We start from the raw sequence: 22,928 nt of genomic DNA, 5'->3' as shown, positions 1-22,928 counted from the left end.
CATTCCTCATACTTAGCACTCACGCAGATCAACTCATCAAAAGCTAAATCTTTTTTTGCTATAATTTTTTATATTAGCACGATAATAACATAAAAAGCAGGAAAAAATGAAATCCTTAGCTGTTGCATTTACGGGACCTTCGGATAGCGGAAAAACAACGCTGATCCTCAAAGTGGCGAACATTCTTAAAAGTGAACATGCCCTTGCGATCATTAAAAATGACCCAAGCGATAAAGCGATCTTCGATGTGGAAGGCAAAGATAGCTGGAAATTTTCGCAAACGGGCGCTGAAGTCGTGATCACCTCTCCGACACGTACGACGCTTTTTTCCAAACGTCACAAAAGTTTGGATGAGATCATCGACATGGTTGGAGCCTTTGATTTTTTATTGGTCGAAGGGCTTAAAACGTTACCCCTTCCGCGCATTGCGATTTTTCGTAACAAACTGGACGTGGACTATTTTGACTGTTCTGACGCGATTGCGATTGATGAGAGCATTACGCTCAGTGATTATGACCTTCCTTCCCATATTGCGATTTTAGATCTCAATAACCCCGAGCAAGTCGTTGCTTGGATAGAAAAAAATGCTAAGAAAGTGAAATAACATGCAGGAAATTTACGAAGCCATCAAACGTTCCGCCATACGCATCCGTGAAGCCATTGAGTTTGACGATACCGGCTACTCGGAAAACATCAACTCCACCGGCGACACCCAACTCAAACTGGACATCAAAAGCGATCTCATCATCGAAGAGGAGTTTGCCAAAGTGGCTTCGATCAAAGAGATCGTCAGCGAAGAGAAAGCGGACAAAACACCTTTACATGTAAACGGCATTTACGGTGTGGGGTATGATCCATTAGACGGTTCAAGCCTGATTGATGTTAACCTCAGTGTCGGTTCCATCTTTGGCATTTACGAAGGTGGTTATGCAGGAAAGCATCTTAAAGCGGCTGTCTATGTGGTCTATGGACCACGTGTTGAGCTGGTTATTGCAGAAGTTGATGTTAAGATGTACCGTTTGAACAAACGCGGTGAATTTGTCTTTATCAAAGTGATTCAACTGGGAGAAAAAGGCAAGCTAAATGCTCCAGGTTCAACCCAAATGTGTTGGGAACCCAAGCATAAAGCCCTCATCGATGCGATCTTCGCCGATGGGTACCGTTTACGCTATTCGGGGGGTATGGTGCCTGATTTACATCAGATTCTTCTCAAAGGTGGCGGTCTCTTTTCCTACCCAGCAACGAGCGATCTGCCCAAAGGCAAACTGCGCATGATTTTTGAAGTGTTCCCATTTGCGTTTGTGTACGAAAAAGCCGGGGGGGCAGCGATTGATGGCAAAGGAAGAGTCCTTGACCTTACTCCTTCGCATCCACACGATACGACACCGTGTTTCTTTGGCTCGACAACAGAGATAGAACGCGTTCGGAAGTGCTATGAGTAGTGACGTTAGTGACATTTACGAACAAGATTTGCAAGAGAAAAAAGCCGTACTGCAAGCGTGTCAACAAGAGAAAAATCTTGTAACCTGCAGTGACTGCGAAAAAATGTTTGAGTGTGAAATCCGCAAAACCTATGTCAAAGCCGTTTACGAAAGTATGGCAAAAGGACACGGTGGCGGATTTGAGTTTTAATCCTTGTCACGTCTTTAAAGCAAAGCTTTAAAAACTACGTTAACACTGGGTTCTCTTCGGCAGAGAGCCCTCGCACCTTTGGTGCTTTACATTGTTCTTTCAAACTATATTTGGTAAGAACTCTAATTCATTTTTAATAGGAAAAACGATGTCCCAAAAAGCCTACATTACCACCCCAATCTACTATGTTAACGATGTCCCTCATATCGGACATGCATACACAACGATCATCGCTGATACGATGGCGCGCTATTACCGTTTGAAAGGTTACGAGACATACTTTTTAACAGGCACCGACGAACACGGTCAAAAGATCGAAGAGGCTGCGAAATTACGCAACAAAACACCTCAAGCGTATGCTGATGAGATCAGTGGAAAGTTTCGCACTCTTTGGGATGAGTTTGAGATCAGTTATGACAAATTTATCCGCACAACGGACGCCGAACATAAAGCAGGGGTTCAAAAAGCGTTTCAAGTGATGTTTGACAAAGGCGACATCTACAAAGGCGAATATGAAGGACACTACTGTGTGAGCTGTGAGACTTTTTTTACGGACACGCAACTGGTCGATGAGGACAAATGCCCTGATTGTGGTAAACTGACTCGTTTGGTCAAAGAAGAGAGCTACTTCTTTAAACTTTCCAAATACCAAGAAGAGCTTATCAAATGGTATAACAACGATGAGAAATGCGTGCTTCCACGAGGCAAAAAAAACGAAGTGATTAGCTTTGTCAAACAAGGACTTCGTGATCTCTCGATCACGCGTACAAGCTTTGATTGGGGCGTAAAATTGCCCGCTTCGATGAACGATGACAAACACGTCATGTATGTCTGGTTGGACGCCCTTTTAAACTACACAACCGCACTGGGGTATGGCACTGATGAAAAAAATATGGACTTTTGGCCCGCAACAATGCACTTAGTGGGCAAAGACATTCTTCGCTTCCATGCCATCTACTGGCCAGCCTTTTTGATGAGCCTTGGTTTGGCTCTTCCAAAACACGTCGCCGCACACGGTTGGTGGACGCGCAATGGTGAGAAAATGAGCAAAAGTAAAGGCAATGTCGTTAACCCTAAAGAGGTTGCCGATGCCTATGGTTTGGAGAATTTTCGATACTTTATGCTTCGCGAAGTGCCTTTTGGGCAAGATGGTGACTTTAGCCAAAAAGCCTTGATGGACCGCATCAATTCCGATCTGGGCAATGAGCTTGGAAACCTGCTCAACCGCATCATCGGCATGAGCGGCAAATACAGCAATGGCGTCATTAACTCCAAGGATGTCACGACCTTTCATGAGAACGAACTAAGTGCTGTGGATGAGATCTTAAAAAATGTCGAAAACAACCTCTTAGAGCTTCAAACCAACCGTTACCTTGAAGAGCTTTGGAAAGTGCTTAGCATCGCCAATCAAGCGATTACCGTGCATGAACCGTGGGTCAAAATCAAAGAGGGAAAAACAGAGCAAGCACTCGCACTTGTCGCCCTTGTTTCGAACATCTTAGCGCGTGTTTCCATACTTTTGCACCCTGTCATGCCCAAAACGACTATGACGATCACCAAAGCAATGGGCTTTGAGATCAACACCGCAAGCTATGACAAAATCGTTGTGCGCAAGACCTTTTTAGATGAATTTACAATCGAAAAAGTACCACCACTTTTCCCACGCATCGAAGAAGAGTTGATGGCGCAACCTGCGGAAACGGCACCCGTGGTTGCACCACAACAACCTGCCAAAAAAGAGAAGAAAGAGACAAAAAATGAGTCTATTATTACGATTGATCAATTTTTTGCAACCGCTTTAAAAGTGGGCACGATTTTAGAGGCAAGCATTTTAGAGGGAAGTGACCGTCTATTAAAACTCAAAGTCGATCTAGGTGAAGCCGAACCTCGTCAAATTGTCGCAGGAATTCGTGAGTATTACACGCCTGAAGAGCTTATCAACACCCAAGTGTGCGTGGTTGCGAACTTGAAGCCTGCCACGATCAAAGGGCTGCTCAGCCAAGGCATGCTCCTTGCCGCCAAAGATAAAGAGGGGCTCTGTTTGGTTCGCCCTGAGCATCCTCGCCAGAGTGGCGCTTCAATTGGATGAAGATAGACAACTTTGTACGCATCATTGATGGGAAGCTTAGAACAACACCTCCCATTGATGCGTTTGCTTCCATTGCACTTGAGAGTGCGCGCGTCTCGCATGGCGATCTTTTTATCGACACCACGGCGTCACGTGAGCTGATCCACCAAGCGCTTGAAAAAGGCGCTTACGCCATTGTGACCACCCTTTCGTTTGCCAATGAAGATGAAGAGTGCGCGTGGATTGAAGTGAGTTCAATCGATCAAATCCTTATTAAACTTTTACGCTACACAATCACGCAAAAATCGCTCGACATCATTTTACTTTCTCCTGTGCAAGAAGCATTTTTGGAGATGATTCAAACGCCTCGCACCATCAAACGCCTACGCAATGATCTTTTTGCCATCGTTAAAACCATTCTGGGTGCGAAAGAGGACGAGCGTTTTGGCTTGAGCAATCCAGCCCTTGCACAGCAAATCGCACCTGCCTCTAAAAAGGTTGAAATCACGTTACATGTAAAGCCTACTGTGATGGCAAAAGGGCTGTTTCTCAGCTCTTTTTGGCACAACGAGCGCTACTATGCCGATCAAAAAATTCCCTCGCTTTTTGTGGAGGAACTGCTCTGCTTACTTGACTTTTGCGATACCCATGCCATTGCGTACAGTTTGGAGCATCTTGGGTTTTGTGAGCATTTTTACCCACAATTTATCACGCATGCACTGTGTAAAAAAGAGTTTGGAAGCAGCGATAAAGCGCTTATTTTTGAGCCATTGCCTGCGTTGATTCCCTCCTTAATAGCGTATCTTAAAACACACACTATGACGTCACCTCTGATGCTTTGCTTGCCTAAGAATATTCAAACACATTTTGATTTTGAAGGTGAAATCCTCCGCTTTGAGCAGATAGAAGAGTTGCGTATTTTAAGTGAAAAATCGTTTCAGTACGCTCTGATTTTAAGCGATAAAGAGGCATGTGAGCCTCTGTTTATCAAAACATTTACCACCCAACCCAGCCTGTTTTAAAAGGAGATGGTATGTTACTCATCGAAAACGAATTCGACATTCCTTTACATGTAAAGCTGTTAGAGCAGATTTGCACAGAGCATACGCCCAAAGAGGTAGAGCTTTTGATCATTGATAGTGCAAGCATGCAAACGCTTAATTTAGAGCATCGAGGGATGGATAAAACCACCGATGTGCTGAGCTTTCCTATTGATGATTTTCCGCACGCACCACTGGGTTCCATCGTCATTAACCATGAACTTGCAGCGCAAAAAGCCAAAGAGTTAGGGCATAGCGTGGAAGAGGAGATCACCCTTTTGTTCATTCACGGCATGTTGCATCTTTTAGGGTTTGATCATGAAGTGGACAGCGGACAGATGCGTGAGATGGAAACATCATGGATAACGCAGTATCATTTACCGAAGAGTTTAATTGTTCGTACGGAGGATTAGGTCATGATTACCATTGGTATTGTTATTTTTCCCAATGTCGAAGAGCTTGATTTTGTTGCCCCTTTTGAGGTTCTGAGTTACATCAATAAAATAGTACCCGAGAGCACCAACGTGCTACTCATCGCCCCCAATTTAGAGCCTGTGCAAGCATTTAATGGTCTTAAAATCTTGCCCGATGCGAGTTTTGAGAGTGCTCCAGCTTTAGATATTTTGCTTTTCCCCGGAGGTCAAGGTCGCATTGAGTGGATGAAAAAGCCTTCAATGCGCACTTTCATAGAAGCACATCAGAGCAAAACGACTTATCTTACCTCTGTCTGCACCGGCGCTTTTTTTCTAGCCGAAGCGGGTCTGCTTTTAGGCAAAGAGGTAACAACGTACCACAGCGCTTTTGATGAATTAGCCGCGTATGGCGTCAATGTCGTCTCTTCTAAAGTCGTACACGATGGAAAGATCATCACCGCCGCAGGGGTAAGTTCAGGATTAGAGCTTGGATTTTACCTTTTGCGTGAACTGTTTGGTGTCACTCTCGCGCAAGAAGTGGCAGAGAAAATAGAGTATGAGATCGATGTGAATAAGCTTTAAACGTTATATGTAAGAATTATTTGAGCGTGATATAACCCTTTTCATAGAGCTTATCGTAAATTTTAGAGACAATGGGGCCGCCTTCGCTTCCACCGTGCCCTCCATGTTCAACCAAAACGGTTACGACGTATTGAGGGTTATCATGAGGACCATACGTTGTAAGCCACGCGTGAGAGCGTTGGTAGTACTCCATGTCCTCTTCGCGCATACGTTTTTTATCGGTTTGTGAGATACCCACCACTTGAGCCGTACCCGTCTTGGCCGCAATCTTAAAAGGAGCTGTAAGGTTGATATGCCTCAGCGCCGTACCCCCTTGAACATTCGCCACTTCGTACATCGCATCTCTCGTTATCTTCAAATAGCGTTTTTCATTCTCACTGACAATATTTGGATCTACGGGAAAATCAAGTGCTTCATCGTTAATTTTACTCACAAAATGTGGCGTCACACCATTGCCTGTCGCAAGAAACGCGGTGTATTTTGCAACCTGCACGGGTGTTACGAGAAAATAACCTTGCCCGATGGAGCTAATGAGCGTTTCACCTTGTGACCACCCTTTGCCAAAACGTGCTTTTTTCCACTCGCGACTCGGAACCGTTCCAATGAATTCACGTGGCAGATCGATACCTGTTTTTTGAGCAAATCCAATTTTAGAAAGAAACGGTGCAATATTGTCAATGCCTGTTTTCAAGCTAGCTTTGTAAAAGTAGTCATCGCAACTCTCTTTAATCGCCCGTGCATAGGAGATAATGCCATGCCCCTCTTTTTTCCAATCACGAAAAACACGACCGCCTAACTCCATTGTCCCTGTTGATTCAAACGTCATAGTGGGCGTAACGATGCCTGAGTTCATCATCGCCATACCAACGCCCATCTTCACAATTGAGCCTGGAGGGTAAAGACCATTGACCAATTTATTGGTAAAAGGATGGTTCAGGTCGTTTGCCAACACTGCCCACTCTTCCCTTGAGATGCCATTGACAAAGGTATTAAGATCATACTCAGGAAAACTCGCAGCAGCTAATATTTCACCATTTTTGGCGTTCATCACCACCACCGCGCCACTGTCCTCGCCAAAAAGTTCTGCAATGTAGCGTTGCAAATCAAGATCAAGGCTTAAGATAAGGTCATTACTCTGAGGAAGTGTTTTGCTCACCTGTTCAATGATTTGGTTAAATGCCGTTACTTTGGTCTTTTTCTCACCTTTGACCCCTTGTAAAACGGTGTTATAAAATTTTTCGATGCCCGTTTTTCCTGAAAAACCTACCAACTTTGCCGTTTCATCTTCCGCCACATCTTGGGCGTTGGACTTACCTACATAGCCAATCACATGCGATGCGAGTGTGCCATGCGGATAGTGTCGTTTCGAGGTAATTTTAATTCTCAAATTATCGTGTTGTGCGATTTTAGCAAATTGGGGAATAAGCTTATCATAAGGGATAAAAGGGATAACTTCGACAAAATCATGATTGTAAGCCGAGTCTGCTTTGAGATACTCTCGAGTAAGCTCTTTGACACTAAAATCGGGCAAAACCGATGATAAGAAAGCAATTTCTTCATCCAACATATCACGGCTGGCTTTGAGACTGAGTCTTGGTTTAATACCAATCGAAAATCCCAAACGATTGACCGATAGGGGATTTAAATTTCGATCTAAAATCACGCCACGCAACGGAGCAAGATCTTCCACTTTAACCGCATTTTGTTTGGCAATCTCTTCGTAATAGGCATTGGATTTAATGCTAATATAATAAACTCGGACTAAAAGAGCAATCCACACCGAAATGAAGATGGCAAGAACGATCTTAATTCTCACCGTGTCACCTTAAACAGCATAAACGAAAGTATGGAATCAATTGCAATATAGTAAAAATAGACATTGGAAAAATAGGGAAAAGATTCGTTGTCCAAGTAAGCAAAAAAAGCATTGAGCAGATAATGCCCCAAATACGCCATTGCCACATACGCGGCTAAAATACAGTTGTTACATGTAATAATATTTTGAATTTTATAAATCGCAAATTTGTAAATAATGGTAAATAAAATGACATACGAAAAGAGGTAAAAGCCTTTGGTAAGATCGTACAAGCAAAGATAGAGAAAGGCTAAAAACAGAGGCATGGCATTCTCTTCATGACGATTAAAGTTTAAAATAAGATAGCAAAAAACCACTCCCACAAAGGAGGGAATAAGCGGATAGAGTGAGGACATCGCAAGCCCACACAAGAGCCATCCGCTGATCCAAAAGAGGGTTAGATAGTTTTGATGAGCGCTATTTCGTCGCATATTGGAAAATGTTTGCATTTGATACAATCCGCCCATATTTTATGCGTAGGCAGTGCTTCTTTGGGGATTTCACTAAAACCAACCGATTCAAAAAATGCTTTTTGATAGGTTAAGGTAAAGACTTTTTTCACACCCAAACTCTCACCTTCAGTCATCAGTGTTTGAATAATACCTTTGCCAACACCACGACCCCTCAAGCCATCTTTGACCACAAGGCTTCGGATCTCGGCTAAATCATCGGCATGAAAATGGAGTGCTCCAAAACCAATAATCTGCTCATCTTCTTTGGCAAGAATGTACGAGCGAATGTTCGTCGCCATCTCATCAGAACTGCGAAATAAAATGATGCCTTTTTCCACTTCAGGTTGCACAACCTCTTGCATCAGGACAATATCGCTGAGTTTTGCTTTGGTGTAATGAATCATTCTTGATCTCCAAAAAGCGTTGCAAAAATGGCTTCTAAGGCTTTATCAATCCCTTTTTTACTGCTACTTGAGACCAAAAGAGCGCCCGGATAATTCTTTTTAATCACACTGATTTCGCTCTGTTTGAGTTTATCGAGTTTGGTAAAAATACGTAAAATAGTCTGATCGGGTCTTACAATTTCTTCAAGATAGGTGTGTACTGCTTGATCAATCTCTAAAAAAGGGTGACGTGAATCAATGAGATGCACAAACGTGCGAATGGAAACACGTTTTTGAATGTAAATCGTTAGATTTTTCTGCCACTCCTCTTTGAGGCTGTGCGATACTCTAGCATACCCAAAACCTGGAAGATCCACCAGTTGCATATGGTAGGTCTTCTCACCATCTGCCAAAACAATCTGAAAAAAGTTAATCAGACGTGTTTTACCCGGAGTTGAAGAGCTTTTAGCGAGCCCTTTTTTATTCGTGAGTGCATTAATAATCGAGCTTTTGCCTACATTACTGCGACCAATAAAGGCAACTTCGCTCATTCCCTCTGGTGTCGTCTCTTCCATTTTAGAAGCTGACTTCACAAAGAAGGCGTCTTTGACTTTGATCACTGTTTTTTATCCTCAACTTTGAAGATAAATTTCACAGGTCCCGCACCCTTGCCATCGACTTCGTACTGCCCTGTATTTTGATTGGCACGAATAAAATCACCGTAGACTTTTTTATCGGTCTCTATCTCATGCAAAAAAGCTTTCTTTTCAAGGGTGTAAAGACTTTTAGTCGGCTCATAGGTCATCTTTTCCGCTTCGCCATAATACTTCTTTTGGTTCATCGTTAAATTACCTTTCGCATCGCCTGTAGCGATATAGCGAAGGGGTTGTTTTTTCTCATCAAATTCAATCACAACTTTCTTAGCGGTCAGTTTATCACCCTCTTTGATGACCACAACATGCCCCTCAAAAATACTGATCTGTTTTTTTTCATCGGCAAAAAATTTATCGGCCGTCACTTCTACTTCTGCACTGATGAGCAGTTGCGAAAGGCAGAGGCAGAGTAAACCCAATTTTTTCATTTCGTTTTTCCTAGTTGTTGAATAAAGGAGTGTATATTCGTGGCGCTTATTGTGCCCTCTTTCATCTGATAAACAAATGAAAGCCCATGGCTACGGCTCTGCTTTTGGGCAAAAATAAAGGGTTTTTCACTGCTTAAAATTTCTTGCTTCAGATCATAAAAAATATCTTCACCCTCTAGCGAGACACCATCATCCCGATAATAGTGCGAATTGGTCATAAAGTGCATGATATTATTTTGCAGTGTTCCTTCATCGGAGGTGAGTATGCCACGCAATCCCTCTTTGGTTTTATGTCCTGCATGAATCACATACAGCTTATCAAAATCTTTATAGCGTGCAACATACTCCGAATGGACAATGCTTTCGATGCTACCCTCTTTCAGTTGATAATTTTGGGCATTAAAAAGCTCTACTTCAGGGACAAGATTGCCATTGGCATCATGCATATCAATCGTATAAGGTTCTTTGATCATGAGAAAAATCATCATGCCAAAAAAAAGCATGGTTGCACAAGAAAGGATTTTTAGAGCCAAAGGTTTACGAATGCCTCACTTAAGTTTTCTTTTTCGACCACCATATCGATCATCTCTCGAACGGCTGCACGTCCACCCTCTTTGCTTAAAATCACATCCACCTCTTTTTGAATCAAAGGCATGGCATCTTTGGGGCAAAATGAGAGACCTACTGCGCGTAAAAGGCTTAGATCATTCAGATCATCTCCAATGGCAGCCACATTTTCAAATCCCAAACCTTCTTTGGTCAAAATGGCTTGCAAAACAGCTTTTTTATCTTTAACATCTTGGTACAAATGGGTGATTCCCAGCTCTTTCGCTCGTTTGGTCACGACACCCGAACTCCGCCCTGTAATGATCGCACTTTTGCGACCAAGCTTCATCCATGAGACAATGCCAAAACCATCTTTAACATGAAACGTTTTAAACTCTTCTGTTTCGCTGTTGCCATACATGATGCCCCCATCGGTCAAACAGCCATCCACATCAAATACCAATAATTCAATCATTACAACACACCTTTCGTACTGGGAATTCCCACACGCTCATTTTTCACTAAACTTCGACGAAGGGCTACAGCAAACGATTTAAACGCCGCTTCTAAAAGGTGGTGTCTGTTTTTACCACGACGCGCAACGATATGAGCACTGATACCGGCATTGACAATGAGGGCTCTGAAAAACTCTTCTGCAAGTTCAACATCAAAGGCGCCGACTTTGCCTTCCATCTCAACTTCATACACGAGGTAAGCACGATTGCTCAGATCCAAGGCGCATTCCACAGCCGCTTCGTCCATGACCACAACCGCATTGCCATAACGCTCAACAGACTCAATCGGGTAAATCGAAGCACGCAAAGCTTGCCCTAGCACAATGCCGACATCTTCAACACTGTGGTGAAAATCGATGTGCGTATCGCCTTTACATGTAAGCGTCAAATCGATCAAGGAGTGCTTAGCAAACGCTTCAAGCATATGGTCAAAAAAACCAATTCCTGTCTCAATAACGGCTTTTCCCGTACCATTAATCTCTAATTCAACACTGATCTGTGTCTCTTTGGTGATGCGTTGGAGTGTTTGCATACTACTATTCCCTTACGATAAATGAGCCTTTGTACGACCCTTTTGCAATGAAATCGGAGGCTTCCGCTTCGCTGCCAAACCCTTTGAGCCAGACACGGTAGATCGGCTCATTTTCAAAGGTTCCCTCTTTAATAATCGCATTGTAGCGATTATTGACATTCATATTGCTTTGGGCAAAGCGCGTTGCACCCTCTTTATTTCTAAATGCACCAATTTGGATCAGATAATCGGTCTCTACGACACTCTGTTTTGGTGAGCCAGAAGGAGCAACAACACCGGCAAAACCAATCACTTCAATACCTACAGGGCCTGTGCCATTCGCAACCAAGTCAATCCGCGTCGCCGCCGTATAGGAGAGATCGATAATCCTCGTTCCCACAAAGGGACCTCGATCGTTCACGCGAACCACAATGCTTTTATTGTTTTTCAGATTGGTGACTTTAAGCATCGTATTCATGGGAAGGGTTTTGTGGGCTGCGGTCATCTCATACATATTGTACACTTCGCCATTGGACGTTTTTTTGCCATGGAAGTCTTTGCCGTACCAACTCGAAATTCCACTGAAATAATCCCCAACGCTGACCATCGTGGGCGTATACATTTTCCCATCAATGGTGTAAGGGCGCATCGTAGCTCGGTGCATAGCAGGAGAATCATTGATGGAACCTGTACCTTCAGGAGGCGCCATAGTAGCACCTCCACTCGTACGATACGGGTAAGCGTTATTTTTAGAAGAGCATCCGTAAAACATCAAAACCATGACAACACAAAGGCTTAATCCACTAATTTTTTGGAATGACAATACTCTCTCCCACTTTGACAAGTGCATTTTTTTTCTTATTGACTTTGATCAATTGTGCGACGGGAATATCATACTTTTTCGCTACGGTTTCAATGGTGTCACCGGCTTTAATCACGTAGATTTTTTCAGCATTAGAAGAAGAAGGCGTTGTGACAGGCATTGGAACACCAGAAGGCACTATCAATTCTGTTTTTGGTTTTATAGCTGCTGTTTTAAGGTTATTAAGCTCCATCAACGATTGATAACTCACGCCGTATCTTTTCGCAATACTTTGCAGTGAGTCCCCTTTTTTGGTGTTATAGACAGCGTATTTTTGAGGCTCTTTCGTTTGATCAAAATTTTGAGAAAAAGAGACTTGACGATCTTGGGGAATGTAAAGATACCCTTTAGCGCCCAGAGGAGAGACAAAAGCATGTTTGAGATGAGGATTATAGGATTTAAGCTCCTTAACTGAGATACCAATACTCTCAGCAACATCGCGCAATGGTGTGCCACTTTGAACAGAAACTTTGACAAACGTTGCATTATTGGCACGATTAAGCAGATACTCTGAGCCATTATCCAGCATAAAATCGGTACTGCCTGAGATAAAACTCATCATCAAAATTTTACGAATATAGAGCCTACTCTCTTTGGGAAGGTATTTTTGATTTTCATCTAACAAAACGCTAATGTCATCCGTTCCTGCTTTTGCAATCGCTTTGGTAACATACCCTTCCCCACAGTTATACGCCAAGGCTGCCAAATACCATTTGCCAAACATATCGTGTAAACGTTTCAGATAAGCAATCGCTGCTTCAGTGGATTTGATCGGATCACGCCTCTCATCGACAAAGGCATTGTTCACCAAACCGTAACGACGCGCAGTATCGGGGATAAATTGCCAAATGCCTGAAGCTCGTGCGGAAGAAGAGGAGTAAGGGTCAAAACTCGATTCGGTCATCGCAAGGTATAAAAACTCCGCTGGAACGCCCGCTTCTTGCATCATTTTTTGCAAAATAGGCACAAATCGGTCGCCACTCTCTAATGTGCGCAAGAAATGTTTGGTCTTATACACCTCTACGTCTTCTTGCATCGAGATAAAGATAGAATCTTTCAAGAAGGTGTAAGGAAGATCAAAATTTTTGAGAGCGGTAAGTTGTTTTTCATAGTTATTATCGGTATTTAAAAAAGCATGGAGACTCTGAAATAGAAAAAAAAGGGTTAAAATAACCTTATACATGCCTCTCCTTTATCGTGTTTTTATTGCTTATGATTCCTTAGATTGTAGCTAACTTTATCTTTTCCAAAGCTTTAAAGAGTGTAAAAGCATTTTTTGAGGTTAGATTGTGAAGTTCGGTGACACTCATATTTAAAAGCTCTGCCATCTTTTCTGCCACCAAAAGCGTATAGGCTGGCTCATTGCGTTTTCCTCGATGCGGCATCGGTGTGAGGTAGGGAGCGTCCGTTTCAATGAGGAGTTTTTCGTGAGGAATCAAGGGTAAAACTTCGACTAAATTTTTGGCATTTTTAAAGGTTAATACACCACCAATCCCAAAATAAAAATCATGCTGTGCTAAATCTAAAAGATGTTTTGAAGCGTTATAACAGTGCAAAACACCTCCTACTTCGCCGGCTTTTCCTTCGAGTAAAAGACGCTTGCTATCTTCGTTGGCATCGCGAATATGAACGATCAATGGCTTCTTAAGCTCTCTTGCAAGCGCTATGTGCTGCGAGAAAACGTGTTGTTGTTGCTGTTTTTCAATCTCTTTTTCATGAGCATTTTCAGGCAATCTAAAATAGTCTAATCCACACTCACCTACAGCGATACATTTTTCATCTTTTAAAAAAGATTGGAGGATTTTTTCATCATACTGCTCATGATGATACGGATGGATTCCGGCTGCAAAGAAGATATGCTCATAGCGATGAGAAAGTTCTTGAGCATAGCTTAAATCTTCACGATCTGCACCTGGAATAATAATCCCCTGCACCCCTTTTTCATACGCATTTTGAATCACATGATCGACATCATTTCGAAACTGAATATCATCTAAATGGCAATGGGTATCAATGATCATTTAAGCGACCTCAACCCTATTTCGTCCATTTTTTTTCGAAATATAGAGTGCCTTATCGGCTTGATTGATCATCTCTTCGACGCTGTCTAAATCACCAAAGGTCACGCCAATGGAGATATTCACACTCACCTCTTTTTTCTCTTTGGTTTTAATATGAAGTCCTGAAATGGCACTTTTGAGTTTGATAAAAAATTCCAATGCCTTTTTTTGCTCAATATTTTTAAGCACCACACAAAACTCATCACCACCCCAACGCGCAATAAAATGATCATGCGTAAGGTGTTTACTCAAGGCTTTTGCCAATTCAACAATAACCGTATCGCCCACATGGTGCCCTAAGGTATCGTTAATCTGCTTAAAATTATCCACATCAATTAACGCTATAGCAAACGATTCATCGCGCTTTTTTGCCTCATAAAAATACTCACGCATCACCTCAAAAAAATGACGTCTGTTTGCAAGACCACTTAAAAAATCATTTTGCGCCATACTTTTAATTTGAGCGATGTACTCTAGTGCATCCAATGAGTTGTTAATACGACAGGCTATCTCTTCTCGTAAAAAAGGTTTAGTGATAAAATCATTCACACCAATTTTAAGAAATTTCGCCGAAATAAGCTCTTGATTGCTTGCCGTCATCGCAATGATGGAGAGTTCATTTTTATTGTAGAGCTTGCGAACCTCTTTGGTCAGCTCCACACCATCAATAACCGGCATCAAATAATCGGTTAAAATAAGCTTAATGTCAGGATTATCCCTTAAAAATGCCAGTGCCTCTTCACCGTGTGCTGCGACAATGACTTTAAACATCTGGTGTTGTAAAAGGGATTTGATTTGGGAGCGTGTTGCCATAGAATCATCTACGATCATGACTTTAATATCACGGTTTTTATGCAGTCTCTCAATCAGTGTGAAAATATAATTGACATCATCGATATTGCCTTTATAGACATAATCAATCACATCTTTTTTCAAAATCTTTTCACGTATCTCCTGATCCATCGAACCTGTGAGAATAATAGAAGGAATTTTGTGTGACAAGATCAAGTCAACCACTTCGCCATCAGATGCATCGGGAAGGTTGAGATCAAGAAGTGCGACAAAATAATCATTGTTCTTTTCAACAATCTTTTGAGCCTCTTCAAAGCTATAAGCGGCATCCACATCAAAATCCAAACTGGCTTCCATCTTTTTGACGATCAATTTGGAGAGTGCTTTATTATCTTCAACAATTAAAATCTTTTCGCGTGCCATCACTGTTCCTAATCATTACATGTAAGATTAAGTAGATTCTAACATAAAATTTTGGAAATTTTCTAAAGGAGGCGGTGGAGGATCAAACCACCGCCTAAAAAGGAGTGAAGATTACGTAAGATTAAGGAATCATCCACGTAAAGATATAGGCTTGTGCCATGGTCATCAAGCCCATAATGGTCACAAGAATCAAACTGTGTTTTACGGTAAATCTAAAGAGGTCAGACTCTTTTCCAACAATACCAGCAGACGCACATGCAATCGAGATGGATTGAGGAGAGATCATCTTACCACAAACACCACCGGTGGTATTGGCGGTAACCATTAAGGTTTCATTAAGCCCTAATTGTTGCGCTGTATTTTGTTGTAATCCGCAGAAAAGTGCATTGGATGAAGTATCGGAACCTGTCAAGAAGACGCCTAACCAACCAAGGATTGGAGAGAAGAATGGGAACAAGAACCCTGTGTTTGCAAGCACAAGTGCCATCGTCGTTGACATACCTGAGTAGTTCATCACAAAGGCAAAGCCTAAAACCATACCAATCGATAAAATCGCCCATTTAAGCTCAAAGAGTGTTTCACCCATAGTCTTAATTGCGGTACCAATGTTCACTCTTAAAACAAACATAGAGATAATCGCCGCAAAGAAGATCGCAGTTCCTGTTGCTGAGAGTGGATTGAAAGTATACACTACTTCAAATGCTGTTGGTTTTTGCACAATGGGCATCATTTTAAAGATTGCTTTGCTGATACTGGTAAATTCAAAGTTGAAAATAGTACCTGCAAAAATTTGTCCTTTAGCAAAGTACGCTTTAAAGGCATTGGTCGTCCAAATCGTTACCATAACGGAGAGAATAATAAACGGTGACCATGCTTTAAGAACTTCTGCACCTGTGTGTGCTTTTTGGGTCTCTTTCTCAAGTTCAGCCGAAACATGCCCTTTCATGACATTTTTAGGTTTCCAAAATTTTAAGAAAACAGTTAATGAGACGATAGAGAGGATGGCAGAGGTTACGTCTGGTAACTCTGGTCCGATGAAGTTAGACGTTGCGTATTGAGACAATGCAAAACTGCCACCTGCTACAAGCGCCGCTGGCCATACTTCTTTAACACCTCTCCAACCATCCATCATCGCTACAATCCAAAGAGGAATAAGGATAGAAAGGAATGGAAGCTGACGTCCTGCCATTGCACCGACTAAAAATGGATCGATGCCTGTGACTTTACCGGCAACCAAGATAGGAATACCCAACGCACCAAAGGCAACGGGAGCGGTATTGGCGATCAAACAAAGACCGGCTGCATAGATCGGCTGGAACCCAAGCCCCACAAGAATCGCCGCGGTAATCGCAACTGGAGCACCAAAACCAGCCGCACCCTCTAAAAACGCACCAAAGGCAAAACCAATGAGGATGACTTGGATACGTTGATCGTCGGTAATCGTAAGAATGGAGTTACGAATAATGCCAAATTGCCCACTTTTAACCGTTAGCTTGTAAAGGAAAACCGACGCGACGATAATCCAAGCAATCGGCCAAAGACCGTACAAAAAGCCATAACCTGCTGAAGCAAATGCCATATTCGTAGGCATACCAAAACCAACAACAGCCACAATCATCGAAAGTGCTAATGTAATCGTTGCGGCAAAATGACCTTTCATTCTAAACACGGCAAGTGCTAGAAAGAAAAAGATAATAGGGATTAACGCCACAAGTGCAGATAGCCCTAAACTGCCCGCAATGGGGGAATAAACTTGTTGCCAAGTTTGCATACAAACCTCCTCTTAAATGTAAACTCTACACGCAGAGTAAAGAAAAGATATGACATTCGTATGATTTTTGCAACGAGTCGAAATGAGGTGGAGAAAAACTGTTACAAATTTGCACTCTCTAAAAGAGACTTGGCAAAAACGATCGCTTCATCGCTCACATTCTCACCACTCACCATGCGCGCCAATTCCACAATACGCTCCTCTTCCACAAGCGGTACCACATGGCTTACATGTAAAGCATCTTTGGTGACCAAAAAGTGCTGATTGGCAACCGAAGAGAGTTGGGGTTGGTGGGAAATCGCAAAGATTTGGTATTTTGATGAAAGGGTCTTGAGCACATTTGCGACACTCATGGACTCTTTACCACTGAGGTTTGCATCGATTTCATCGAGGATGAGCACACCGCCACGTGAGAGTAAAAATTCATTTTGTGTGGCTAAAAAGGCTAAACGGACACGGTTGTATTCGCCAGAACTGATCTTTTTAAGATCGACCTTGCCTAGGTTTACATGTAACGCATCACACCCAAGTTCACTCATGACGCCCTCTTCCAAACGGACTTGTAAAGAAGGCATATACAGTTGTGAAAGGTAGTCATTGAGGCGCGCTTCTAACAGTGGTAAATAGGTGTGGCGCGTTTGGCTGATGTGTTGGCTCTTTTGCGCTACTTCGCTCTCATAGGTAGCAACGGTTTTTTCCAGTTGGCTCTTTTCAAAAGCGATGTTTTCGTACCGTGCAAGCTCCTCTTCGCGCTTCTGTTTATGCGCCAATGCCTCTTCAATTGAACCATACCGTTTTTTGAGCTGTGCAATCTTTTCGATGCGATCTAAAAGCGATTCTACATCGATCTCTTCGAGAGCTTCGAGGGTTTCATTTTGCTTTTCAAACACCAAACGTAGTTCATTCATACACGCATCAAAAAAGCTGCTATCGGTTTCAATAAGGCTAAGTGCTTCAATCACACTGCTTTCAAGTTCAAAAATAGTTCCTGCTTTTTGCATCGCCGCTTCAATCTTCTCTTTTTTAGAGAGCGATTTCTTAAAACTCAGCAGCTCTTCATCTTCGCCGATCCTGGGAGAGACTTCATTGATCTTGGCAATTTCAAAACGTGCAAACTCTTTGAGATCTTCGACTTTTTGCTCTTCGGCTTCGATCTGTTTGAGCTCTTCCCGTAAGGTTTTATAGTCACCAAAAAGTGTTTCAAATTTACTCACTCTCTCCTGATGATCGGGCTCTTGACGCGCACATACGCCATCCAGCAAGCTTAAAAGGCGGCTATTGTCAAATTCACTGTTATCTTTGATGGAGAGGTAGTTTACGAAGGTGCGCGAAAGCTCCACCATCCCTTTTTTAGAGACCGCTTGGGTGTTGATAAAATAGCGCGCATTCTTTGCTTTAAGAAATTTAAAAATATTCGGCTCTTCCTCTTCAAAACCAAAGGCTTCAAGTCCTAATTTCTCGCCCACAACGGCTTCAATCACATCGGCATGGACGTCGCCATACCCAAACAGTGACAAAAGTCCTTGCATCAACACCGATTTACCTGCCCCACTCGGGCCGCTAAAAACCACTAACCCTTTTTCAAACGCTATATCACACTCCGCAAAAGAGAGATGATTTTTAATCAACAAGCGCTCTATCACAGATGCCCCCAATGCAATTTCTTTTTCAAGATTTCAAAATAATCACGATCCAAACTGTGGATTAGCTCTGCCCCTCGCTTTGCGATGCGCACACTCACACGCTCAATCTCATTCATCGTATAGGTATCTTGCCCATCCACGACAATTACGGTATCGCCATCACTCTCAAACGCAATCTCAAAATCCACAGGCAATACAAGCGGTCTTTGAGAGAGTGAATGCGGGCAAATCGGCGTGATGATCAGCGCTTCAGTGAGTGGATACACCACCGGACCTCCGGCTGAGAGGTTGTAAGCGGTCGAGCCTGTAGGGGTTGAGACAATCAACCCATCGCCATAGTATGAGTTAAACAGTTGCCCATCCACATAGGCTTTAATCGTGCTCATGTGCGATATTTTCGAACGCGATAAGACAATGTCGTTAAACGCGACTACTTTTTCCACTTTACCGTTTACATGTAAAGAGACTTCCAGCATCATTCGCGTGTCAATTCGGTAATTTCCCTCAAAAAGTTCTTCAATAAAATCGCTGATTTCATCGGTTTGAATGTCGGTTAAAAACCCCAATTGCCCCGCATGAATGCCCAAAACGGGTTTATGGTACTTCAAACTTCTGCGACACAACGAGATGAGTGTGCCATCTCCGCCTAGAGAGATCAGAAAATCACTCGCTTTGCACATCTGCTCAAAACTCACCCCTTCACCACACCCCAAAAGTTGGGCACTTTTGTCTTCAATCAGCAAGGTGACACCGTGTTTATTGAGCGCTGTTTCAATCTCATGCACATAGCCGCACAGCGTGCCATCATTGGGTTTGCTCACAAGCCCTACGGTTGTAATCGTGGTTAATTTTTTAATATGATTGGTTATTTTCATGATACCTCATTTTAGCGTCTCTTTTATTAATCAGCGATTATGCTATAATTCGCCCATATGACAGACCTAAGAGAAGGTCAAACACGAGGAGCACTACCATGAAACATCTCTTTTTTGCAGCGGTTGCACTGCTTATTTTTAGCGGTTGTACCTACAAAAATGAACCCCTAAGTTTAGAATCGTACAAAGCTGAATACAAAGGCCCACTCACACGTGATAAGAAAGTCGTTTATCTGAAACCCGTAAAAGATCTACGTGCGAAGAAAAATATTATCGGTTATGTGGATCAAAAAAGTTCCACCACGATTAACTTCTACAGTAACGAAAATTTTGCTGAGAAATACACAGAAGGGTTAGGATACGCGCTCAATCTTGCAGGCTTTAACACCGACGCTTCAAGCAGTGAAGCGAACCTTGTTGTCGAAGTCTCTATTAAAGATATTGAACTTATCTACAATGACAAAAATTTTGATGCAAACCTAAATGGCGAGATCGAAATCGAAGTGGTTGTGCGCAAAGGCGACGATGTCATCACCCAAAACTTCCGCCAAAAAGGAAGCAAATGGATCGCACCTTCGTATAACTCCAAAGATTTAGAGCCGTTCTTGTACTCGTTATTTACAGACAGTATCGATCAAATCGTCACACGCTTAACACGTATGTAACCCTCGGGAAGAGACGTCTCTTCCCTCTACCAATTACTCACAACGACCCTGTTGCGTCCGTATTTTTTTGCCAAGTAAAGGGCTTGATCACTCTCTTCTAAGAGGGCATCTTTATCGGTAATAACGGCGCTAAGGGAGCAAATCCCCAAACTCACCGTCACTTGCACAACCTCTTGGGTGGTTCCAACCATTGCAACCGTCGTTTTTTCAATCAAATCACGTAATCGCTCCGCCAAAAGTGCTGCCTCTTCTTTGTTCGTTCGAGGGGTAATGATGGCAATCTCTTCGCCTCCATAACGGGCGACAATATCGCTATCACGCACCATTCCTGAGATGAGCTTCGCAAGTGTAAAGAGGACTTCATCCCCAATTTGGTGTCCATACGTATCGTTAATTTTTTTGAAATGATCCACATCCAAAAGCATTAAACTCAAGGGAAGTTTATGGCGTAAGGAGAGAGCAACCTCTTCGCTCATGCGCTGGTCAAAATAGCGTCTGTTTTTAAGCCCTGTCAGTGCGTCCGTAATGCTTTCATGCTGTAAAATCGCCATATTTTTAACATCATTAGCGGTTTGAAGTGCCAGTTGCCCCATCACGTAAGAAGCGATACCGCCTAAAAGAAGCATTAAAGAACCAAGGATCGAGAGTATGGTGACGCTTTCACGCAGTAACCATAAATTATAACCAAAAACAAAGTAAAAGAGGAGAAAAAAGAGTGTAAGATTGATTAAGAGTCTCCATCGCCGCTTTAACGTTCCATCTGGAAGCTCAGAAATTAACCGTTTAATAGGGGAGAGTGCGCGCACTAAGAAAAGAGCTCCGACAATTAAAAAAACCAATTCACCAATCATCATCATTGAAGACATGCTACCCCAAAGTGAGAGAATTTTTTAATAGCTTAGGGTTCATTGTACCACAAAAGATGACAATCTCTTCTAAAAATAAACTAAAGAAAAGCTACTTTTAGCTATACTCTTAACTTTAAAAAAGCGTTTTAGGAAGAACCATTGAGAAGTCATTATTGTACAGATTTAGATGTCGCTAACATTGGCGAAATTGTCGAAGTGTGTGGCTGGGCAAATAGCAACAGAGATCACGGTGGAGTTATCTTCATTGACCTTCGTGATAAATCGGGGTTGGTACAACTTGTGTGCGATCCTGCTGATAGCATCAGCGCGCATGACCTTGCAGCCCACGTGAGAGATGAATTTGTCTTAAAAGCCAAAGGCCGCGTGCGAGCCAGAGGGGAAGGGTTGGAAAATCCTCGTCTTAAAACAGGTAAAATCGAAATTGTTGTCGATGAATTGATCATTGAAAATGCCAGTGAAACCGTTCCGTTTGTTATCGGCGATAACAATGTGGGTGAAGATGTCCGTCTAAAATACCGTTACCTTGATCTTCGCAATCCAAAAGCCTACGAAATTTTCAAACTCAGAAGTAAAGCCACGATTGCCGTTCGTAATTCACTCGATGCACAAGGTTTTTTAGAGGTTGAAACACCTATTTTAACCAAATCTACTCCGGAGGGAGCACGTGATTATCTCGTTCCAAGTCGTGTTCACAATGGTGAATTTTATGCCCTTCCACAATCGCCTCAACTTTTCAAACAACTTTTAATGTGTGCAGGGTTTGATCGTTATTTTCAAGTCGCTAAATGTTTTCGTGATGAAGACTTGCGCGCAGATCGCCAGCCTGAATTTACGCAAATTGACATCGAGATGAGTTTTTGTAACCAAGAAGATGTGATGAAAGTGACTGAAAATCTTTTAAAAGACGTTTTCAAAGCATGCGGTCATGAGATCAGCATTCCGTTTAACCGCATTCGTTTTAAAGAGGCGATGGAAAAATACGGCTCCGATAAACCTGATCTTCGCTACGACCTAAGCATGATTGACGTCATCGACATCTTTGCAAAGTGTAAAAATGAGATTTTTAGCAACATTGCCAAAGATCCTAAGAAAAACCGCATTAAAGCGCTTAAAGTCCCCAACGGCGACAATATTTTCTCCAAACGCCAAATGCAAGGCTTTGAAGAGTATGTCAGAAAATTTGGAGCCTCAGGACTTGGGTATTTTCAAATGAAAGAAGAGGGGCTGAAAGGTCCTTTGGCAAAATTCTTTGATGAAGAAGATTTGCAAGCCATTGTGAATGCTGCTGATTTACATGTAGGCGACGCGATCTTCTTTGGTGCGGGTGAGAAAAAGCTTGTTCTGGATTACATGGGACGTTTTCGTATTTTCCTAGCTGAAGCGATGAACATCATCCCCAAAGATCGATTTGAGTTTGCGTGGGTTGTTGATTTTGAGATGTTTGAAGTTGAAAATGGCAAAGTTAAAGCCCTTCACCATCCCTTCACGATGCCAAAAGATATTGACAACACCCCGATTGATGAAATGGAATCCATCGCCTACGATGTCGTTTTAAACGGTGTTGAACTGGGTGGAGGAAGTATTAGAATTCATAAAAAAGAGATTCAACAAAAAGTCTTTAATCTTCTTGGTATCAGCGATGAAGAGGCGCATGAGAAGTTTGAATTCTTACTCGACGCTCTTAAATTTGGAGCACCACCGCATGGTGGGCTAGCCATCGGACTGGATCGCTTGATGATGCTGATCACCAAAAGTGAAAGTATTCGTGATGTGATTGCCTTCCCTAAAACCCAAAAAGCACAATGCTTATTAACACGCGCACCCAGTCCTGTTGAAGGGGATCAGTTGCGTGATCTTGGCATTAGACTTAGAGAAAAAACCAAATAAAAA

At 42.5% G+C, this 22,928-nt stretch carries 25 protein-coding genes; 9 read left to right on the top strand and 16 right to left on the bottom strand.

Annotated features, from left to right (window positions below):
- The first annotated feature begins 106 nt into the window (after positions 1-106).
- The 7 genes from mobB to JU57_RS02570 all read left to right on the top strand — a co-directional run bounded on the left by mobB (position 107) and on the right by JU57_RS02570 (position 5,735).
- Positions 107-604, top strand: a complete 498-nt coding sequence (gene mobB / locus JU57_RS02600) for a molybdopterin-guanine dinucleotide biosynthesis protein B (RefSeq protein WP_037956591.1) — start codon at positions 107-109, stop codon at positions 602-604.
- Between the two features lies 1 nt (position 605).
- Complete coding sequence (locus JU57_RS02595) at positions 606-1,442, top strand: class 1 fructose-bisphosphatase (RefSeq protein WP_037956589.1); 837 nt, start codon at positions 606-608, stop codon at positions 1,440-1,442.
- Positions 1,435-1,632, top strand: coding sequence for a hypothetical protein (locus JU57_RS02590; RefSeq protein ID WP_037956586.1), 198 nt, complete (start codon positions 1,435-1,437; stop codon positions 1,630-1,632). Before JU57_RS02595 ends, JU57_RS02590 begins: the two co-directional genes overlap by 8 nt.
- Before the next feature lie 148 nt (positions 1,633-1,780).
- Entirely contained in the window at positions 1,781-3,721 is a 1,941-nt protein-coding gene (gene metG, locus JU57_RS02585) for a methionine--tRNA ligase (protein WP_037956585.1), read from the top strand.
- Complete coding sequence (locus tag JU57_RS02580; protein ID WP_037956584.1) at positions 3,718-4,722, top strand: hypothetical protein; 1,005 nt, start codon at positions 3,718-3,720, stop codon at positions 4,720-4,722. Before metG ends, JU57_RS02580 begins: the two co-directional genes overlap by 4 nt.
- An 11-nt stretch (positions 4,723-4,733) precedes the next feature.
- Positions 4,734-5,153 (top strand): rRNA maturation RNase YbeY, encoded by a 420-nt coding sequence (gene ybeY / locus JU57_RS02575; protein WP_037956583.1) that lies wholly within the window; start codon positions 4,734-4,736, stop codon positions 5,151-5,153.
- 3 nt (positions 5,154-5,156) lie between these two features.
- Positions 5,157-5,735, top strand: coding sequence for a DJ-1/PfpI family protein (locus tag JU57_RS02570; protein WP_037956582.1), 579 nt, complete (start codon positions 5,157-5,159; stop codon positions 5,733-5,735).
- A gap of 16 nt (positions 5,736-5,751) precedes the next feature.
- Here JU57_RS02570 and mrdA read toward each other — a convergent pair whose 3' ends face one another.
- From mrdA to JU57_RS02495, 15 genes are all read right to left on the bottom strand, one after another.
- Entirely contained in the window at positions 5,752-7,551 is a 1,800-nt protein-coding gene (gene mrdA / locus JU57_RS02565; protein ID WP_037956581.1) for a penicillin-binding protein 2, read from the bottom strand.
- Positions 7,548-8,039, bottom strand: a complete 492-nt coding sequence (locus JU57_RS02560) for a hypothetical protein (protein ID WP_294875436.1) — start codon at positions 8,037-8,039, stop codon at positions 7,548-7,550. Before JU57_RS02560 ends, mrdA begins: the two co-directional genes overlap by 4 nt.
- Complete coding sequence (locus tag JU57_RS02555) at positions 7,988-8,446, bottom strand: N-acetyltransferase (protein WP_037956580.1); 459 nt, start codon at positions 8,444-8,446, stop codon at positions 7,988-7,990. The genes JU57_RS02560 and JU57_RS02555 overlap by 52 nt, the downstream gene beginning before the upstream one ends.
- Positions 8,443-9,045, bottom strand: a complete 603-nt coding sequence (gene yihA / locus JU57_RS02550; RefSeq protein ID WP_294875433.1) for a ribosome biogenesis GTP-binding protein YihA/YsxC — start codon at positions 9,043-9,045, stop codon at positions 8,443-8,445. The genes JU57_RS02555 and yihA overlap by 4 nt, the downstream gene beginning before the upstream one ends.
- Entirely contained in the window at positions 9,042-9,506 is a 465-nt protein-coding gene (gene lptA, locus JU57_RS02545; protein WP_025344040.1) for a lipopolysaccharide transport periplasmic protein LptA, read from the bottom strand. The genes yihA and lptA overlap by 4 nt, the downstream gene beginning before the upstream one ends.
- A complete protein-coding gene (locus JU57_RS02540; RefSeq protein WP_294875430.1) occupies positions 9,503-9,979 on the bottom strand; it encodes a hypothetical protein in 477 nt (158 codons plus the stop codon). Before JU57_RS02540 ends, lptA begins: the two co-directional genes overlap by 4 nt.
- A gap of 50 nt (positions 9,980-10,029) precedes the next feature.
- Positions 10,030-10,527: an HAD hydrolase family protein gene (locus JU57_RS02535; protein WP_037956572.1), complete on the bottom strand. Its 498-nt coding sequence runs from the start codon at positions 10,525-10,527 to the stop codon at positions 10,030-10,032.
- Positions 10,527-11,099 carry an imidazoleglycerol-phosphate dehydratase HisB gene (hisB, locus tag JU57_RS02530; protein ID WP_037956568.1) on the bottom strand — a complete coding sequence of 191 codons (573 nt, stop codon included), beginning with the start codon at positions 11,097-11,099 and terminating at the stop codon, positions 10,527-10,529. The genes JU57_RS02535 and hisB overlap by 1 nt, the downstream gene beginning before the upstream one ends.
- 4 nt (positions 11,100-11,103) lie before the next feature.
- A complete protein-coding gene (locus tag JU57_RS02525; RefSeq protein ID WP_037956565.1) occupies positions 11,104-11,787 on the bottom strand; it encodes a septal ring lytic transglycosylase RlpA family protein in 684 nt (227 codons plus the stop codon).
- 94 nt (positions 11,788-11,881) lie between these two features.
- Positions 11,882-13,123, bottom strand: coding sequence for a lytic transglycosylase domain-containing protein (locus JU57_RS02520; RefSeq protein ID WP_037956562.1), 1,242 nt, complete (start codon positions 13,121-13,123; stop codon positions 11,882-11,884).
- A 37-nt stretch (positions 13,124-13,160) separates the two neighbouring features.
- Entirely contained in the window at positions 13,161-13,961 is an 801-nt protein-coding gene (locus tag JU57_RS02515) for a TatD family hydrolase (protein ID WP_037956558.1), read from the bottom strand.
- Positions 13,962-15,215, bottom strand: coding sequence for a diguanylate cyclase (locus JU57_RS02510; protein ID WP_037956555.1), 1,254 nt, complete (start codon positions 15,213-15,215; stop codon positions 13,962-13,964).
- 121 nt (positions 15,216-15,336) lie between these two features.
- Entirely contained in the window at positions 15,337-16,986 is a 1,650-nt protein-coding gene (locus JU57_RS02505; RefSeq protein WP_037956553.1) for a lactate permease LctP family transporter, read from the bottom strand.
- A 101-nt stretch (positions 16,987-17,087) separates the two neighbouring features.
- Positions 17,088-18,629 (bottom strand): AAA family ATPase, encoded by a 1,542-nt coding sequence (locus JU57_RS02500; protein ID WP_037956881.1) that lies wholly within the window; start codon positions 18,627-18,629, stop codon positions 17,088-17,090.
- Positions 18,626-19,504 (bottom strand): NAD(+) kinase, encoded by an 879-nt coding sequence (locus JU57_RS02495; protein ID WP_037956550.1) that lies wholly within the window; start codon positions 19,502-19,504, stop codon positions 18,626-18,628. Before JU57_RS02495 ends, JU57_RS02500 begins: the two co-directional genes overlap by 4 nt.
- 98 nt (positions 19,505-19,602) lie before the next feature.
- On the opposite strand from JU57_RS02495, the gene JU57_RS02490 reads away from it, so the two are divergent.
- On the top strand, positions 19,603-20,169 hold the full coding sequence (locus JU57_RS02490) for a YajG family lipoprotein (RefSeq protein WP_037956548.1): 567 nt from the start codon (positions 19,603-19,605) through the stop codon (positions 20,167-20,169).
- A gap of 26 nt (positions 20,170-20,195) precedes the next feature.
- Here the strand turns inward: JU57_RS02490 and JU57_RS02485 are convergent, their stop codons facing one another.
- The gene (locus tag JU57_RS02485; RefSeq protein ID WP_037956545.1) at positions 20,196-21,035 is read right to left on the bottom strand and encodes a GGDEF domain-containing protein; all 840 of its coding nucleotides are present in this window, start codon (positions 21,033-21,035) and stop codon (positions 20,196-20,198) included.
- 141 nt (positions 21,036-21,176) lie between these two features.
- On the opposite strand from JU57_RS02485, the gene aspS reads away from it, so the two are divergent.
- Positions 21,177-22,925 (top strand): aspartate--tRNA ligase, encoded by a 1,749-nt coding sequence (gene aspS, locus JU57_RS02480; protein ID WP_037956542.1) that lies wholly within the window; start codon positions 21,177-21,179, stop codon positions 22,923-22,925.
- Positions 22,926-22,928 lie beyond the last annotated feature (3 nt).

The organism is Sulfurospirillum sp. SCADC (genome assembly GCF_000743525.1).
Lineage (GTDB): Bacteria > Campylobacterota > Campylobacteria > Campylobacterales > Sulfurospirillaceae > Sulfurospirillum.
The sequence above is the reverse complement of the archived record's forward strand: the minus strand, read 5'-3'. Positions and strand labels throughout refer to the sequence as shown.